Here is a 17,595-nt window from a genome sequence, read left to right as displayed (position 1 = left end):
TTAAAACGAAGCGCTAGCACTGAGTGTTAACGCGCTATTTTAAAATCGTTGTCTTAACAGCTTGTATTTGAATTGAGTGACAGGCTAGGCTCAAACCACTCTTCCTGCACTAGAAACAATATCGGGGCCGTTCAAAGAAAGGCCCCGATCATCATTTACTTCATATTAGCCAGCAACATTTGGTTCATCAGCTTGATAAAGGCCGATGGATCCGCAAGGCTACCTTTTTCAGACAATTGTGCCTGTTGCAGCAGCAGATTCGACCAATCCGCGAAGGCGGCTTCATCTTGAAGATCATTTAAGCGCGACACTAATGGGTGCGCTGGGTTGATCTCAAATGTCGGCTTCACTTCTGGCACAGGTTGACCCGCAGCTTGCATCAGCTTGATCATCTGAGTCGACATTTCGCCTTCACCCGCCACTACACAGGCTGGGGTGTCGGTTAAGCGTGACGTGACTTTCACATCCGCAACAGTCGAGCCTAATGCCGCTTTAATGCGTTCAACTAAAGCTACCGATTCTTGCTCAAGCTTTTCTTGCGCTTCTTTTTCAGATGCATCTTCCAGCTCGCCAAGTTCTAAATCACCACGGGTCACTGAGTGCAGTTGTTTCTCTTTGTACTCAGTTAAGTGGTTGATTAGCCACTCGTCGATACGCTCTGACATCAGTAAGACTTCGATGCCTTTCTTACGTAACAACTCTAAATGTGGGCTGTTAGCGGCGGCTTCATGGCTGTCGGCAACGATGTAATAAATCTTAGTTTGGCCTTCTTTCATGCGGCTGATGTAGTCATCGAGTGACACAGTCGGCGCAGCACTGCCCGTGTGGGTCGAGGCAAAACGTAATAAGCCTGCGATACGTTCGCGGTTGGCGAAATCTTCCGCTGGCCCTTCTTTCAACACTTGGCCAAATTCAGCCCAGAACTGTTGATATTTTTCCGCATCGTCTTTCGCCAGTTTTTCCAGCATGCCAAGAACACGTTTGGTGATACCAGTACGCATCGCTTTGGTCACGTGGTTATCCTGCAGAATTTCGCGGGATACGTTCAGCGGCAAATCGTTTGAGTCAATTAAGCCCTGCACGAAGCGCAGATAAGATGGCATAAATTGCTCAGCATCATCCATGATGAACACACGTTGCACAAACAGTTTCAGGCCGTGCTTACGGTCGCGGTTCCACATATCCCAAGGTGCTTTTGCAGGAATATACAATAAGTTAGTGTATTCTTGCTTACCTTCTACCCGATTATGGCTCCACAGTAGCGCGTCGGTATAATCGTGAGAAATGTGTTTGTAAAATTCTTGATACTCTTCGTCACTGATGTCAGCTTTGCTGCGCATCCACAAAGCAGTCGCTTTGTTCATGACTTTCCATTGACCTTCGGTCGCAGGAATTTTTTCGCCATCAGCACCATCACTTTCTGGCGTACCCTCTTGCCACATTTCGACCGGCACAGAGATATGATCTGAGTATTTAGTGATGATTGAACGCAGGCGCCAATCATCGGCAAATTCTTTTTCTTCATCACGCAGGTGCAGGGTGATTTCAGTACCACGGCTCGCCTTAGTGATGGTATCAACGGTGAAGTTACCCTCGCCTTCTGATTCCCACAATACAGCTTCATCGGCCTTATGACCGGCAGCGCGAGTGCGAACCGTGACTTTCTTGGCCACGATAAAGGCTGAATAGAAACCGACACCGAACTGGCCGATTAACTGTGAATCCTTTGAGGATTCGCCCGATAGATTTTTAAAGAAATCAGCGGTGCCCGACTTAGCAATTGTGCCTAAATGCTCAATCACGCCGTCACGGGTCATACCCACGCCGTTGTCTTCGATGGTCACAGTGCCTTTTTCTTTATCAGCACTGATACGGACTCGCAGTTCACCGTCGCCTTCATACAGAGCATCATTGGTCAACGCCAGATAACGCAGCTTGTCCGCTGCATCCGCAGCGTTGGAGACCAGTTCACGCAAGAAAATTTCTTTGTTGGAATACAAAGAATGGATCATCAAATGCAACAGCTGTTTGACTTCTGTTTGAAAACCATGAGTTTCTTGTTGTGACATGAAATTTTCCTTTATTTGTTACGTAATTTGGTAAAAGTAACGCTTAGTGTTTACTTAAATGGGGCTCCAAATTTGCTTTTCAAGGGCAAGGGCTAAAACGAGGTTCGAATGGCGAAAAATAAGGCGCTTGATGAATACCAAGCGCCTATATGTGGACTTTCGTGTACTTTCAACATCAGCCTACGCGAGGCGTTAGTCTTGGGCTAATTCTTTTTCTAACTGTTGGGCTATGGCTTCGGGCGATCCGCTGTTACGGGCGAACAGTCCGTAGGCGGCGGGGATCACGAAGATAGTGAATAGGGTTGCCAATAAAATCCCCGACAACACGACTACACCAATCACGAAACGGGTTTCAGCGCCCGCGCCTGCGGCCATAACCAAAGGCACAGCGCCAGCAGCGGTAGTGATGCCAGTCATCAGAATAGGTCGTAAACGCTGCGCCGAGGCTTGGATAATCGCCTTGTCAAAATCAACGCCTTTATCCCGCAATTGGTTCGCAAACTCGACAATCAAGATGCCGTTTTTCGCCGCCAACCCGACCAGCATAATAATACCTATCTGACTGTAAATATTAAGACTCTGCCCCGTGAGCCACAAACCAATTAACGCGCCCACGGTCGCCAGTGGCACGGTAAGCATGATCACCATAGGGTGAATGTAACTCTCGAACTGCGCCGCGAGCACGAGGAACACAATCCCCAGCGCGAGCAAGAACACGAAGTACATAGAGCTACCCGACTCTTGATAATCGAGGGATTGGCCCTTGTAGCTAATGACCGCTTCTGCAGGTAAATAAGCACGCGCCAGTTGATTCATATAATCAAGGGCCTCACCTAGACTATAACCATCTTCTAAACTGGCTTCTATGGTGATCGCGCGCATACGGTTGTAACGGTTAAGCGAACTGGCGTCGGCAAACTCTTCCACCGTCACTAAGTTCGACAGCGGGATAAGTTCTTGAGTCCGCTCGGAACGCACATAGATGTTTTGCAGATCCGCTGCGGTATTTTGATTACCGCGCTCGCCTTCAATGATCACATCGTATTCTTCACCGTCACGCATAAAGGTCGTGACTAAACGTGAACCCAGCATGGATTCCAGCGTACGGCCAATATTTGAAATCGATACCCCAAGGCTTGCCGCTCTGTCTCTGTCGATGACAACACGAAGCTGCGGCTTAGTCTCTTTATAGTCGTGATCTAAGCCGAGTAATTTAGGATTCTGTGCCGCCTTTTGCATCATGATATCGCGCCAGCGGGCCAGCTCTTCGTAGCTTGGGCCGCCAATCACAAACTGCACAGGTTTACCGACGCCACGGCCAAAGGCTTGGCGCATCACAGGAAACGCTTGCACCCCAGCGAGATCGACAAGACGTTTGTTAATGTCTGCGATCACTTCTTTCACCGGGCGACGTTTACCCCAATCTTCCAGCACGACGATAGCCATACCGTTAGAGAAATCCGCCGAGCGGCCAAAGCCACGGGGAGCACGGATCAGCAGACGTTTAATATCACCCGTGTCGACCAGCGGCATCAAACGGTTTTCCACCTCATTCATGTAGGATTCTATGTATTCGTAACTCGCGCCTTGCGGTCCGTTGACCATCAAGAATAACGAGCCTCGGTCTTCCTGCGGCGCAAATTCCTGCGGCACTTTTTGGACCAAATAGGCGCTAGAGCCTAACGCGATCAACACCAAAACCGACATCAATAACGGGTGAGCCATGGCGGATTTTAACGACAATTGATAGCGGTTTGACACTTTGGTCATGATGCCGTCGACCTTACGCACCAACCAAGAATCCTGCGAGCTCGGCTTGAGTAACTTAGAACACATCATAGGTGTTAGTGTTAGCGCGACTATGCTTGAAAACAGCACCGCTGCACTCATGGTCACTGCAAACTCTTTGAATAGTTTACCTAAGTCGCCCTCTAGGAAAGTGATTGGCATAAACACTGCCACCAAGACTAAGGTGGTGGCGATGACCGCAAAGGCCACTTCACGCGCACCGAGAAAAGCGGCTTTGAGCGGTGAGTCCCCTTCTTCGATACGTCTATGGATGTTTTCTAGCATCACAATCGCATCGTCCACCACCATGCCGATGGCAAGGATCATCGCCAATAAGGTCAAGAGGTTGATGGTATAGCCAAGCGCATACAGCACAATAAAGGTGCCGAGCAAGGATACAGGCACAGTGATAGCGGGGATCAACATGGCGCGCACACTGCCAAGGAACAGATAAATCACGATAATCACTAAGACCATCGCAGTGAACAGGGTTTGGTACACTTCTTTAATCGAGGCTTCGATGAACACTGAGCTATCGTAGCTGCGCTTAATGGACATGCCCGCTGGCAAGGTTGGGTTAATTTTATCAACCAGCGCATTCACCGCGCGCGCCACTTCCAAGGTATTGGCGGTTGACTGCTTAGACACGCCTAAACCTATCATCGCCTCTTTGTTACCACGGAACATAATCCGCTCTTCTTCAGAGCCTATTTCCACCCGCGCGACATCCCCCAGTTTAACTAAGTAACCGTCTTCCCCTTGGGTGATCACTAGATTTGCGAAATCTTCGGCGGTGCGATAACCCCGCTCGAGCCTCACCGTAAAGTGCCGCTCCTTAGATTCAATCGAACCTGCGGGTAACTCGACGTTCTCGGCTCTAAGCGCAGCCTCTACATCGGCAACCGTTAAACTGCGCGATGCCAAGGCTTGTCTGTCGAGCCATATCCGCATCGCATACACTTTACCGCCACCAATACGCATTCGCGCCACGCCATCGACCACAGAAAAGCGGTCGGCTAAATAACGGTTGGTGTAATCGGTCAATTCGAGAGTCGTCATTTGATCCGACACCAAATTGAGCCACATGATTACTTCATCGCCGCCATTGGCTTTTTGCACTTCTGGGGGATCGGCTTCTTCGGGTAAATTGTCGAGTAAGCCAGAAATACGGTCGCGGACATCGTTAGCCGCATCTTCAATATTACGACTAATATCAAACTCTAAGGTGACGGATGAACGGCCATCACTGCTCGATGAGCTCACGTGCCGAATGCCTTCGACGCCGCTGATCCTGTCTTCAATCAATTGGGTAATGCGGCTTTCTACCACGGCGGCACTGGCGCCGCGGTAGTTAGTGTCGATAGATACTACAGGAGGATCGATGTTTGGGTATTCACGCAGGGGCAATTTATCAAAGGAGACAAGCCCAAAAGCGACCAGCAGCAAGCTGATCACTGAGGCAAATACGGGTCGTTTTACCGAGAGATCAGTCAGGATCATACACTTGGCTCCGCGCTCGTATCCGCTAGATAACTAAACTTTTCCGCGAACTCCGTTTGCACTTTATCCCCAGGATGGACTTTCAATAAGCCACGGATCACCACGTTTTCACCCAAAGCTAAACCGTCTAAGATTTCCACCCAACCACGGGTACGAATCCCGATAGTGACTTGTTTACGCTCAATCACATTGTCGGCATTAACGCTGTAAACAAAGTGATCATTTTGGATCGGGATAATGGCAGATTCTGGCAACATCAAGGCTTCGCGGCTACGTTTTATGAGTTTGACCTTCATCAACATGCCCGGTAATAAACGCAGCTCAGGATTGGGGATTTCGGCGCGGACAATCACAGTGCGCGTCGTTGGGTTTACGCGGCTGTCAATCGAGGTCACTACGCCTTTGAAGGTAAAATCAGGAAAGGCCACGGCTTTAGCTTCAACTTTCTTACCTGGGGCTAAATCTTGAATAAAACGCTCAGGTACTGAAAAATCGAGTTTAATCTTAGAGATATCATCCAAGGTGGTGATAGCAGTGCCGGGCGACACTAGGCTGCCGACACTGATTTGGCGTAAACCTAAACGGCCATTAAAAGGCGCCAGAATACTGCGATCATTGAGTGATGCTTGCGCCTGTTCAAGCTCTGCGCGGGTGGTATCGATAAGGGTTTGTAATCTGTCGCGTTCTAACTCTGCCACAGTGCGGCTGGTGACTAACGAACTGATACGGTTGAATTCACGTTGATTATCACTGACTTTGACTTGCGCGGCTTTAACCTTAGCGATCTGCTCAGCATTTTGCAGTTGGACTAACAAGTCGCCCTTTTTGACTATGTCGCCATCATCAAACTTCAGTGCTATCACCATGTCAGTGACTTTAGGGGTTATGGTCACAGATTCTGCGGCTTTGTTGGTGCCAATGGCTTCCACTTCATCGCGAATAGGTGCCATAGCGGCGGTGGCAATCACCACGTTAGGCATGAGTTTCATTTGCGCGGTGGCAATCTCTTGCGGTTGCATGGCTTGATATCCAAACCATGCCGCGGCCAATAGGGCGATTATTAGAATAATTTTTTTCATCGGGCTTCCAAGGGATGACTCGCATTAATGACGGCTAGTTTACTCACTCACATCATCGCATCAATACGTTTTACTTTTTCTTACAAATTACGCCAATAGTGCAAAATATGTGTGATTAAGTCTCTTTGGCGATATACATGGCGGAGTGGCCAGAATGCAGTACGATAATGAGGGTGGATAGTGATTAGCTCTGCAATTGATAAATCCAGCGGAGTTTATTGCTAAAACCATTTAAAAAATATTGATGTATAGACAATTAAACCCTAAAACACCGTTTGCTTAGATAATCATCAAAACCTGCTCCATAGCGCTAAATCGCAGCCAATAAAAAAGGGCGATAATTCGCCCTTCTCTCATCAACCGTTGAAATTAACGCAGTTTGCGTTCTTCTTTCATCAGGTTTGACAGTGACTGATACACATTGGTAACGACTTCATCGCTCAATGGCTGATCTTCAGCATCGCGGAGGAAGATCTTAGTGTCTTCAGGCGTATCGCCATCTTCAAGCAGTAAACGGTAGCTGCCTTCTTTTAGCGCTAACTTATCTTCGCCCCACAATGAACTCCAGAAACCTGAGTTATCGTCAAACTTGATAAAGTACAATCCTTTCGCGCTATCCATATCGGCAATTTCGAAGCCCATTTCTGGCAGCACGATACGCAGACGATCCCACACTTGTTTGTACGGGGCTTTAGCAGACCAGTAGGCTTTGCCTTCTTCTGGCGTGACTAAATCGACATTGATACCTAAGGTTTGCTTCAAACGGTTCGCTTGAATAGATTGGTCACGTTTAACACTGATGTAGGCGATGGCACTGTTCAGCATATCAATCGTGTATCTTTGCTTATCTTCGCCGCTTAGTAACACGTTTTGTGCTTTATCGTCGTAAAACTCTTCGTGTTCAACTAAGTGAATAACGATATTGGCAGTGCGGCCATGTGGACGTGTTTCCACATCGAAACGATAGCGTTGGCGCAGCAGATAAACTTTATCTGAACCCCACATGTTTGATTCGATCACTTCGCGACTTTCGATCCAATCGGTTTCTATGTTGCCTTTATCAAAATCACGGCTACGAACAGCGATACCTTTTTGGGCCAAGAAACCATCTAAGTTGCTAAAGATCTCTTGTTTCAAGTCCACTGTATTGTCGATAGATTCGACCACGATTTTAATGTTATCGCTGCCCTCTTCCACGTGAGTACCTTCAGCCATAGGCAGTACTTGCAGTGGCGGACGAATATCCAAATTTTTACCGTAGACAGTCGCATTGGCTTTAGGGCCCAATGCTGGCACATCGAATTCTTTATTGTAGGGCGGTGTTTTTAATCCGGCAGGGATCTTAAGCAAAGGCGCTTGCTCAGCCTGAACATAGTCTTCAGTACCATTCGCTTGACGGCGATCAAGTGGCGAACTACAGGCTGCAACGGCAGCAACTAAGATCAGTGGGGTGACTTTCTTTAACATTAATTATTTAACCTCTATCTGGGCACGAGTCATTGCTTCTATCAACAGACCATGACATTGCTCAGAAAGTTCAGTCAAAGGTAAACGAATATGGCCACATTCAATCAAACCCATGCGATGGGCAGCCCATTTAACAGGGATAGGATTGGCTTCACAAAAGAGTGTGCTGTATAAACCGCGCAGTGGTGTGTCTATGCTCAGCGCAAGCTCAGCATTACCGGCAAGCGCCGCATCACACATAGCTTTAAAGGCTTGTGGCACTATGTTGTTCGCCACTGAAATCACGCCATTGCCGCCTAAGAGTAAGAACTCTCTGGCAGTGGCATCATCGCCGCTATACAAAAGGAAATCGTCGCCGCACAGTTCGCGCAGACGTTTTACACGGGATAAGTCACCGGTCGCTTCTTTCACGCCAATAATGTTGCTAACGCTGACTAACTCGGCAACGGTTTCTGGCAACATATCAACGGCAGTACGGCCAGGGACATTATAAAGAATTTGTGGAATATCTGTGCTGGCAGCCACGGCTTTATAATGCGCAATCAATCCCTTAGGAGTTGGCTTATTATAATATGGCGTTACGCCAAGCATAGCGGCAACACCCACCTTAGATAAGGACTTGGTGAGCTCAACGGCTTCAGATGTGGCATTGGCACCATTACCACCAATGACAGGAACGCGGCCCGCAGCAAATTTAACGGTTTGTGAAACGACCGTTACATGCTCAGACATAGGCAGAGTCGCTGACTCGCCAGTAGTACCAACGGCCACAATGGCATCTGTGCCTTGGTCAATATGGAATTCGACTAACCTTTCAAGACTTGCAAAATCTACTGAGCCATCACTGTTCATTGGCGTGATTAAGGCTACGATGCTTCCGTTTATCATCTGACTTTCCCCAAGATTTCAGGATTCGCTATGGTACTGATGCCAACCACTAATGACAAGCATTAACGGGGCTCTCAAATTGAATTAGTTATGGTAGCATTACATCCCGCACAAAAACTCAGCTTCAACCCTGAGTTTTCGCTCTATGATATCGAAAAAGTGAGGAAAATTCATGACCAATTTCCTGGTCGTAACAGCGATGGGTCTCGACCGTCCTGGACTCGTAAGTAAACTAGCTCGTCTTGCCAGTGACTGTGACTGCGATATCGTCGACAGCCGTATGGCATTATTTGGTAACGAATTTACCCTTATCATGATGTTGTCAGGCTCGTGGGCATCAATAACGAAAATTGAAAGCATGCTCCCCAGTCTCTGTGTCGAGTTAGAACTGATGACAGTGATGAAACGTACCTCTAAACACACACCACAAAATTACCTTTCTCGCCTTGAAGTTCGCTTCACGGGTAAAGACCAGCGCGGCACGATAAAACGCATTACCCAGTTCCTTGCCGACAGGTCATTAGATCTGGCTGCAGTGCGCTCTTTCTCCGAAGAATTACCTGACAGTGAGCAGACGCAAAACGTGTCGCTGACCATTAATATTCCTGAAAAAGTTGAACTAGAAAAACTCGAACAGAGTATCTATCAACTCGCCCAAGATATGACCTTAGATTGCACTATTCGTCGTATGGAAGGCACAGCCATTTTAGAGGACAGAGGATAATAGATGAATACCTTAACGGCTGGGGCAAAAGCGCCTCAATTTACCCTGCAGGATCAACATGGCACGTCAGTTTCACTGGTCGACAGCCTTAAGCAAGGTCCTGTTTTAGTGTACTTTTACCCTAAAGCAGCAACCCCGGGTTGCACAGTGCAAGCCTGCGGTCTACGTGACAGCAAAGCAGCGCTCGATAGCCATAATGTGACGGTATTTGGTATTAGCCCAGATCCTGTGGCTAAGCTGGCCAAATTTGCTGAAAAACAAGCACTCAACTTCACTTTACTGAGCGATGAAGACCACAGTGTCGCCGATGCTTTTGGGGTCTGGGGTGAGAAAAAATTCATGGGTAAAACCTATGATGGCATCCACAGATTAAGCTTCCTAATCAATACCGATGGCACTATTGCCCACGTTTTCGATAAGTTTAAAACCAAAGATCACCATGAAGTCGTACTAGCGCAAATCGCGGGTTAATGGCTGATATGACGACGAATAAGACACGTCAAGCTGCTGCTTTAATCGGCAGTAAAGTGTAAACGTCGTCAGTTGATGTCGGTAGGCTGAATAAATAATCGGCAATCGATAACGAAAAGGTCCTGAAATCAGGACCTTTTTCATGAAAAATTTTCACTTTCGTATCACAACATACTGTCCAACCGAGCAAAAATTCCGCAAATGCATTCAGCCATGCCCACATGTCATAGCATCTCAGCGTCGGTTTATCCTGCCACATAGGGCCAAATAATCGCGGCGGCAATGCTCCACATGGTTAGCCATATAAAACGGTCAAGGTAACGCCATGCCGCTGGGCGAGTAAAAATAGGCGCCAGCAAACGCGCACCAAAACTTAAGCCGAAGAACCAAATAAACGATGCCAACACGGCGCCTGCGCCAAACCAAGGTCGATGTAAATCATCAAATTGAGTGCTGATACTGCCGAGTAACACCACAGTGTCGAGGTACAAATGCGGATTAAGCAGACTGATCCCAAGCGTAGTCAACACGGCCTTTTTGAAGGTATCGGCATTATCTGCCTGCTCCATCTCAATGCCCTTGGCCACAAACGACGCCTTGAGCGCATTTGCACCGTACCAGAGTAGAAACGCGGCGCCACCGAAACTCGCCACATGCTTAATGGTCGGGAAAGATTCAATAATGTGCCCCAGCCCCGCCACACCCGCAGTGATCATCAGCGCATCAATCATAGAGCAGAGCAAGGCAATCGGTAACGTGTACGAACGCTTAATGCCTTGCTTGAGCACAAAGGCATTTTGCGCGCCCACAGCAATAATCAAACTGCCACCAATTCCCATACCTTGTATAAATGCCGCTTGCATAACCACCTCTCATGTTCGAAGAAGGCGCTAGCATAGTCAAAACAACAAAATTAATATAACTAATGTTTTTTATGTATCATAAGTAAAATTAATAACCATCAAATGCACATCGATTAAGGATGACTATGCTGGAATACGCCAATCTCAAAGCCCTCGCCGTTGTTGTCTCGGAAGGCGGTTTCGATCGCGCCGCTAAAGTGCTGCACATCACCCAGTCGGCGGTATCGCAACGCATTCGGCAGCTTGAGGAAAAAGTCGGTCAGTCATTACTTATTCGCTCCAATCCCGTGGTTGCGACACCCACAGGTAAACGTCTGCTGCGCCACTATTCACAGGTGCAATTACTTGAGAGTGAATTAAGAGCCGAGATGGACGCCGACGATCCCAACCATCCAACCACAGTGCGCATCGCTGTGAATGCCGACAGTTTAGCCACTTGGTTTTTACCTGCGCTGGCAGGCATGTTCAGCCGCCATGCTTGGCTATTGGAATTGATTGTCGATGACGAGTCTTACACCCATCATCTATTAAAAAACGGTGAAGCGGTCGGCTGCGTCACCACAACTGAGGTGCCGATGGCAGGTTGCAGCAGTGAGTTTTTAGGCACTATGGAATATTTGTGTGTGGCCACGCCCGAATTTGCCGCGCGCTATTTTGGTGAGCCGAGAGACTCGCTATCGCTTAGCGACACTCAGCTGTTTAATGGCATTAGCCAAGCTCAGTTAGCAAAGGCGCCAGCAGTGGTGTTCTCCACCAAAGATAAGCTGCACGAGAAGTTTCTCGCCCAATATTTCAATATGACGCCAGGGCAATGGTGGCAGCATACAATCCCCTCTTCAGAAAGTTTTTTAGAAGCGATTAACTTAAGCTTAGGTTATGGACTCGTCGGTCATCTGCAAGCTAAGCCATTAATCGATCAAGGAATACTGATTGAGCTCACGCCAGAGCGGCGCATGCGCGTGCCACTGTTTTGGCAGCATTGGAATATTAAGGCGAAGCAAACGACACTGGTCTATCGCGCCCTTGCGGCAACCGCGCAACACAATTTACTGCAGGTATGATTTGTTGCAGCAATAATGAACGCACAACCCGCATGAATCTTCAGCGATTTACCCGCGATGGTGTTTAACGCGGAGTGATGATTCTCATAGCGGCGCCTTTTTGCTTCATCAAATGTGAGTTAAATGGCAGGCATAAAAAAATCGGGCTCAAACCAAAGTTTGAGCCCGATATTGAGAGTCATAGATCTAATCTCAAGTGAGGCTTAAAACTTAAACCTAACTCTCTCTTTATTAGCTTGCTCTTAACGCTGCAATACGTTTTTCTAATGGAGGATGACTCATCATCATTTCCGCCATTGAACGTTTGCCGTTAATACCAAAGGCAGACATTTGTGCAGGCATTGCCGTGCTTTCTGGACCTTGGCGTAAACGCTCAAGCGCAGCAATCATCTTGCCTTTACCCGCTAAACGGGCCGCGCCTTCATCGGCTTTGTACTCACGAATACGTGAGAAGTAAGCGACGATGATTGAAGCCAAGATACCGAATAGCATATCCAGCACGAAAACCACGGCCATGTAAGCAAACATGCCTAAACCTTCGCCTTCTTCATCATTGCTCGACACAAAGTTGTTGATAATGCCTGCAACCACACGGGCCGCGAAGATAACGAAGGTGTTAACCACACCTTGGATCAGTGTCAAGGTCACCATGTCACCGTTAGCAACGTGGCTCACTTCGTGGGCCAATACGCCTTCGATTTCATCTTGGCTCATGCCATATAACAGACCCGTACTCACAGCCACTAATGAATTGTCTTTGCTTGGGCCTGTAGCGAACGCGTTCATGTCGGATGATTGATAAATCGCCACTTCTGGCATTTTAATCCCCGCTTGTTTAGCTTGACGGGCAACCGTCTCTACTAACCAACGTTCGGTACTGTCACGTGGGGTGGTGATCACTTCACAACCCATGGTCTTTTTCGCCATCCATTTTGAAATGGCTAAGCTGATAAAGGCCCCACCGAATCCAAAAATGGCAGCGAACACCAGCAGTCCACCCATAGTAGACGTGTTCACGCCTAGAATAGACATTACAATTGAGGCTACTAGCAACACAGCTAGGTTAGTCGCAATCAATAAAAATATACGCTTCATTTCAGCTCCTTTAGGGCAAGAATGTGCCATTTAACTTTGTTCAAAGACATAATATGTCCTAATCATCGAAATTCAAGTGGTAAAAGAAAAGAGTTTTTAAATTAGGTTATCTTTCTCGTATAAAGGCACTGTCTTTCATGGAGCGAGAGTCTAGGGTCACTATATTAATCGAAACTTAAATCTAGCGGCTATCGGCGCTACAGCGCAATTCTGCTTTATTTCTCTATGTTTATCGGGATTAATCTTTGTTAACATGCCTGCACACTCCGAGATTTCAGGATACAAAATGACAATCAATGCCCTACTACTGAGCAGCTCTCGTGTCGGTGATACACCTTATCTTGCCCACGCGATCCCTTTTATTAAACCGCTTACCACCAACGCGCAAAAATGGATTTTTATCCCCTATGCTGGCGTCAGCATGAGTTATGACACTTATTTAGCGTCTGTAGTGACAGGATTAAGTGAGCTTGAACTCGATATCAGTGGCATTCATCAGCATCCCGATCCTCAGCAAGCGATAAAAGATGCCGATGGGATTTTAATCGGCGGCGGTAACACTTTTCATTTGTTGCACCAACTATATCGCTATGATCTGGTAACGCTGATTGGTGAACAAGTCGCCCTTGGTAAACCTTATATCGGCTGGAGTGCGGGTTCTAACGTATCGGGACTGAGCATTCGCACCACGAATGATATGCCCATCATTGAGCCGCCGTCGTTCAAGGCGTTAAACTTAGTGCCGTTCCAGCTCAATCCGCATTATTCCAATTACCAAGCACCGGGCCACAATGGTGAAACCCGTGCCCAGCGGTTATTAGAATTCACTAAAGTCGACCCATTAACCCCTGTGGTCGGCATAGTCGAAGGCTCAGCTCTGTGGCGTCAGGGAGACAAACTCTCACTCTTAGGTGACCAACCGGCGTATTTATTCTGCGGAGAACAGCAAGAAATCCCTATCCCTGTGGGCAGCGATCTGTCGCACTTACTCAAGTCCTAATTTACTAAGGTCTTAATATTCAAGCTAGCAACCGTATAGCGCATCTAAATAGGCTCACAGGAAAAACGATGAGCCTAAGTTATTACTTCCTATAGCTTGAGCCCTAATACGCTTGTCTGTTTTTTTTCAAATCCTAACATTTACGCTGCCACGGCTCTGTAACAACGCCACTCGTTTGAATCAGTGCTAAGTTAACTTAGCCAAGCGCGTTTTCACCACGCTCTTTATTACCACTGAGCTATTACTACCAAAGAACAATTACTACCACTGAGCGATTACTACGTGTTACTACCACTGACTATTACTACCGCCGAGCACATTCGCAATTACTGTTATTGATAACTAAACAACACAGTAAAGTATCCAGAGCAGCACCTAAATAGCACTAATCATAATTTATGTTACAAATATCCTGCTACACAGGTAAAATTACCGCTCACCTCAGCGAGTCAGATCCCACAACTGAGGATTTTGTAGCAGACAAGTTATTAATATTTAGGGATTAGATAGACTGAAGCATATATTGTGCCTATGAATCAGCGTCATTTTAGTAAGGAGTTTCCATTTTGCGAATGAATCATACGATGAATTACCCTACCGGTTATCCGGCATTACTCAAAAAACTACCTTTTTTCATCTTGACCGCCATCGTCTACGTCGTCGGCATGAATAACGTCAATGCCGCAGCCGCAGAGACAACCGCAGCACCTGCGCCTGCCCCAGAAAAAAAATCTAAAAATTTTACCCACGATACTGTAGTCGAACTCGCGCAACAACTGTCGCAAAAACCATTTAAAGAAGCCAAGAAAGCGCCTCAAGAACTGATCGATCTTGATTTTGCCACCTATGGCAAAATCAATTATCAAGAAAATGCCGCGATTTGGGGCGGTACACCCACTAAATTTTCGGTACAGCTTTTTGCTCCGGGTTTTCTCTATAAAAACCTCGTCGACATCGACGTGGTCGAAAACAGCAAAGCGATACCGATTGAACTCACCGAGGCCTCGTTCGATGTGCCCAGTGACGCCATCGAAAAACTCATCACCCAATTGGGCCAATATGCTGGCGTGCGTTTGCATTACCCCATCAATGACGATGAAGTAAAAGATGAATTCATCATGTTTCAAGGCGCGAGCTATTTTCGCGTTCTGTCTAAAGGGCAAACCTATGGCCTGTCTAATCGCGGTTTAGCGATAGATGTCGCCCAACCTAAAGGCGAAGAATATCCATTGTTTAAGCGTTTTTGGGTTGAACGACCATCCAAATACCAAACGGCAATTGTGGTACATGCCCTGCTCGACAGCCAAAGTGTGACGGGCGCCTATCGTTTTGGTATTTACCCTGGCGCACCATCACGTGTCGAAGTGGATGTAACCCTGTTCCCACGCAAAGATATTCAACATGTTGGCCTTGCGCCGCTGACCTCTATGTTCCTGTTTGGTGGATTAGATAACTCAGATAAACCCGATTACCGCCCTGAAGTACACAACTCAGACGGCTTGCAAATCGATCGCGGTAATGGCGAGCGTCTATGGCGCCCCTTAAATAATCCCAACAAACTGCAAGTCAGCGCCTTTGCCGATGAAGATATTAAGGGTTTTGGTCTGATCCAGCGCCACCGTAAGTTCGAAGACTATCAAGATCTGAGTGCAAACTATCAACTTCGCCCTTCAGCGTGGATTGAGCCACTTAATGATTGGGGCAAGGGCCAGCTGGTGTTGATTGAAATCCCATCGAGTGCTGAAACCAACGACAACATAGTCGCCTATTGGGAGCCTCAAGGCGGCCTGAAGAAAGATCAACCCTATAAATATTCCTATCGTATGACGGCATCAAACGACAGCCCTTCAATCGCGTCAAAGGCTCGAGTGGTCCGCAGTTCGAAGGGGCAAGTGCTCAGCAAGGGTAAAGAGTTACTCGTCGACTTTAGTAATATCAAGTCACAAGATATTGATAAGATTAGTATCGATGCCAGTATCAACAAAGGCAAAATCCTGTCTACTCGGATTGTTGCCCACCCTGACATCAATGGTGCACGGGTATTTGTCAGCTTCGAACCAGAAAGCACCAATGTAGCCGAACTGAGATTACAGTTGAAGAAAGACGATAAACCTCTAGCAGCGACTTGGTTATACCGCTGGAATAGCGACGATTGGCAATAGAGCTTAATTAGTTCCCTTGCTTAGCGAGCATAAACCGACCCTATAGCGTTAATAAAAAGATAGGGTTAATAAAAGCGTCAGTCTTTACTGGCGCTTTTTTATGCCTAGGATTTTATCGATAGATGTTATTGATAGATTTTATTGATAGGTTTTCTATTCCTAGGTTTATCTCAAGCATAAATAGGTTAAACCAAAGCAAAAAACTCACGACCTGCGTTTCAGCCGAAATAATCTCACGCCTTATCGCTCTGACTTCTCTGCACAAAGAGTTACATCAGCATACTACTGGCTTGCTTCAAGTTGATGCTATCAGCTTCTAACGTACCGCTGTTACGTGATGCAATGGTTTTCAGCACTCCGCCCCATGACTAGCCCGCAGCAAGAAGCCCTGCTAACTAAAGCTAGCGAGACTAGTCCAACACATTGATAGCCATATCTTGTATTGGAAACTGCGAACCCAGCGTGACAGTCAAGCTTAGCCTTAAACATATGTGAAGAATGATAACCAAAAGTAGGATTCTAGATTCAAAAAGGCCTCAACTTTCGTTGAGGCCTTATGCTATTCATACAGAATACTAGCATCCGAGACAAGACCTAAGCTGGTATCGGCAGCGGCACGCCAAGCGTGTCAGTCAAGTTTGGCCTTAAACCTCTCGCGAACAATACTGACTAAATGTGGGAATCCAGATGCAAAAAAGCCTCAACTTTCGTTGAGGCTTTATGCTATTTGGTACCCGAGGCCAGACTTGAACTGGCACGCTGTTACCAGCGAGGGATTTTAAATCCCTTGTGTCTACCGATTCCACCACTCGGGCAAACTCTAAATATCAATGACGGGAATCATGTCAAAAATATTATTAACTCTATGTAGCTAACGCTTAATACAACAATCAAATCTTTAATAAAAACCTATTGAAGCTTAGGATTTTATTTTTACCATTATCATCAAAAATAATGGTACCCGAGGCCAGACTTGAACTGGCACGCTGTTACCAGCGAGGGATTTTAAATCCCTTGTGTCTACCGATTCCACCACTCGGGCAAACTCTTTATATTAACGACGGGAATCGTGTCATTAATACGTTAATCTATGGAGGCGCGACCCGGAGTCGAACCGAGATCGACGGATTTGCAATCCGCAGCATAGCCATTCTGCCATCGCGCCATAGTTGCTAACTCGGATTAACCAGAATCAGACTTCAAGAATATTGGAGCGACATATCGGGTTCGAACCGATGACCTATACCTTGGCAAGGTATCGCTCTACCAACTGAGCTAATGTCGCATTTTGTTTTACTATTTACTCAAGTAAATAAGGTATTGTATTTCACCTTATCAGCTGAGCGAATATTACATTTCAATATTCAGTAGCGTTAAGATTTTGTTTTCACATCGTCTCTTGTCTACGGGGTGGCATTCTACCGATTT

The 17,595-nt window shown here is 46.9% G+C and carries 12 protein-coding genes and 4 tRNA genes; 5 read left to right on the top strand and 11 right to left on the bottom strand.

The features are described from left to right. Nucleotides 1-155: 155 nt before the first annotated feature. The 5 genes from htpG to dapA form a co-directional block, all read right to left on the bottom strand. A complete protein-coding gene (gene htpG / locus KV201_RS02445) occupies nucleotides 156-2,069 on the bottom strand; it encodes a molecular chaperone HtpG (RefSeq protein ID WP_006086212.1) in 1,914 nt (637 codons plus the stop codon). Between the two features lie 192 nt (nucleotides 2,070-2,261). Then, entirely contained in the window at nucleotides 2,262-5,357 is a 3,096-nt protein-coding gene (locus KV201_RS02440; protein WP_226058410.1) for an efflux RND transporter permease subunit, read from the bottom strand. After that, entirely contained in the window at nucleotides 5,354-6,436 is a 1,083-nt protein-coding gene (locus tag KV201_RS02435) for an efflux RND transporter periplasmic adaptor subunit (RefSeq protein ID WP_006082058.1), read from the bottom strand. Before KV201_RS02435 ends, KV201_RS02440 begins: the two co-directional genes overlap by 4 nt. A 369-nt stretch (nucleotides 6,437-6,805) precedes the next feature. Beyond that, nucleotides 6,806-7,903, bottom strand: coding sequence for an outer membrane protein assembly factor BamC (bamC, locus tag KV201_RS02430; protein ID WP_006082059.1), 1,098 nt, complete (start codon nucleotides 7,901-7,903; stop codon nucleotides 6,806-6,808). A 3-nt stretch (nucleotides 7,904-7,906) separates the two neighbouring features. Beyond that, entirely contained in the window at nucleotides 7,907-8,791 is an 885-nt protein-coding gene (gene dapA, locus KV201_RS02425; protein WP_006082060.1) for a 4-hydroxy-tetrahydrodipicolinate synthase, read from the bottom strand. A gap of 172 nt (nucleotides 8,792-8,963) precedes the next feature. Between dapA and KV201_RS02420 the strand changes: the two genes are divergently transcribed. Together KV201_RS02420 and bcp are read left to right on the top strand one after the other, a co-directional pair. Further along, the gene (locus KV201_RS02420) at nucleotides 8,964-9,515 is read left to right on the top strand and encodes a glycine cleavage system protein R (RefSeq protein ID WP_006082061.1); all 552 of its coding nucleotides are present in this window, start codon (nucleotides 8,964-8,966) and stop codon (nucleotides 9,513-9,515) included. Nucleotides 9,516-9,518: 3 nt separating this feature from the next. Next, nucleotides 9,519-9,986, top strand: a complete 468-nt coding sequence (bcp, locus tag KV201_RS02415; protein ID WP_226058409.1) for a thioredoxin-dependent thiol peroxidase — start codon at nucleotides 9,519-9,521, stop codon at nucleotides 9,984-9,986. A gap of 245 nt (nucleotides 9,987-10,231) precedes the next feature. Here bcp and KV201_RS02410 read toward each other — a convergent pair whose 3' ends face one another. Then, on the bottom strand, nucleotides 10,232-10,849 hold the full coding sequence (locus tag KV201_RS02410) for a LysE/ArgO family amino acid transporter (RefSeq protein WP_006082063.1): 618 nt from the start codon (nucleotides 10,847-10,849) through the stop codon (nucleotides 10,232-10,234). 125 nt (nucleotides 10,850-10,974) lie between these two features. Between KV201_RS02410 and KV201_RS02405 the strand changes: the two genes are divergently transcribed. Beyond that, nucleotides 10,975-11,910 carry a LysR family transcriptional regulator ArgP gene (locus KV201_RS02405; RefSeq protein WP_226058408.1) on the top strand — a complete coding sequence of 312 codons (936 nt, stop codon included), beginning with the start codon at nucleotides 10,975-10,977 and terminating at the stop codon, nucleotides 11,908-11,910. Between the two features lie 231 nt (nucleotides 11,911-12,141). On the opposite strand, the gene htpX is transcribed toward KV201_RS02405, so the two are convergent. Continuing rightward, on the bottom strand, nucleotides 12,142-13,005 hold the full coding sequence (htpX, locus tag KV201_RS02400; RefSeq protein WP_012089480.1) for a protease HtpX: 864 nt from the start codon (nucleotides 13,003-13,005) through the stop codon (nucleotides 12,142-12,144). A 286-nt stretch (nucleotides 13,006-13,291) separates the two neighbouring features. On the opposite strand from htpX, the gene pepE reads away from it, so the two are divergent. Next, complete coding sequence (gene pepE, locus KV201_RS02395; RefSeq protein WP_226058407.1) at nucleotides 13,292-14,005, top strand: dipeptidase PepE; 714 nt, start codon at nucleotides 13,292-13,294, stop codon at nucleotides 14,003-14,005. Between the two features lie 572 nt (nucleotides 14,006-14,577). After that, complete coding sequence (locus KV201_RS02390) at nucleotides 14,578-16,167, top strand: glucan biosynthesis protein G (RefSeq protein WP_011847051.1); 1,590 nt, start codon at nucleotides 14,578-14,580, stop codon at nucleotides 16,165-16,167. Between the two features lie 728 nt (nucleotides 16,168-16,895). On the opposite strand, the gene KV201_RS02385 is transcribed toward KV201_RS02390, so the two are convergent. The 4 genes from KV201_RS02385 to KV201_RS02370 all read right to left on the bottom strand — a co-directional run bounded on the left by KV201_RS02385 (nucleotide 16,896) and on the right by KV201_RS02370 (nucleotide 17,452). Next, a tRNA-Leu gene (locus KV201_RS02385) sits at nucleotides 16,896-16,982 on the bottom strand. A gap of 140 nt (nucleotides 16,983-17,122) precedes the next feature. Further along, nucleotides 17,123-17,209, bottom strand: a tRNA-Leu gene (locus tag KV201_RS02380). Nucleotides 17,210-17,258: 49 nt separating this feature from the next. Then, nucleotides 17,259-17,332: transfer RNA gene (locus KV201_RS02375), tRNA-Cys, on the bottom strand. A gap of 44 nt (nucleotides 17,333-17,376) precedes the next feature. Next, nucleotides 17,377-17,452: transfer RNA gene (locus tag KV201_RS02370), tRNA-Gly, on the bottom strand. Nucleotides 17,453-17,595: the final 143 nt, after the last annotated feature.

It is taken from the genome of Shewanella sp. SR1, from assembly GCF_020447145.1.
GTDB lineage: Bacteria > Pseudomonadota > Gammaproteobacteria > Enterobacterales > Shewanellaceae > Shewanella > Shewanella baltica.
Note: the sequence above shows the minus strand (reverse complement) of the source record. Positions and strands in the feature narration are given on the sequence as shown.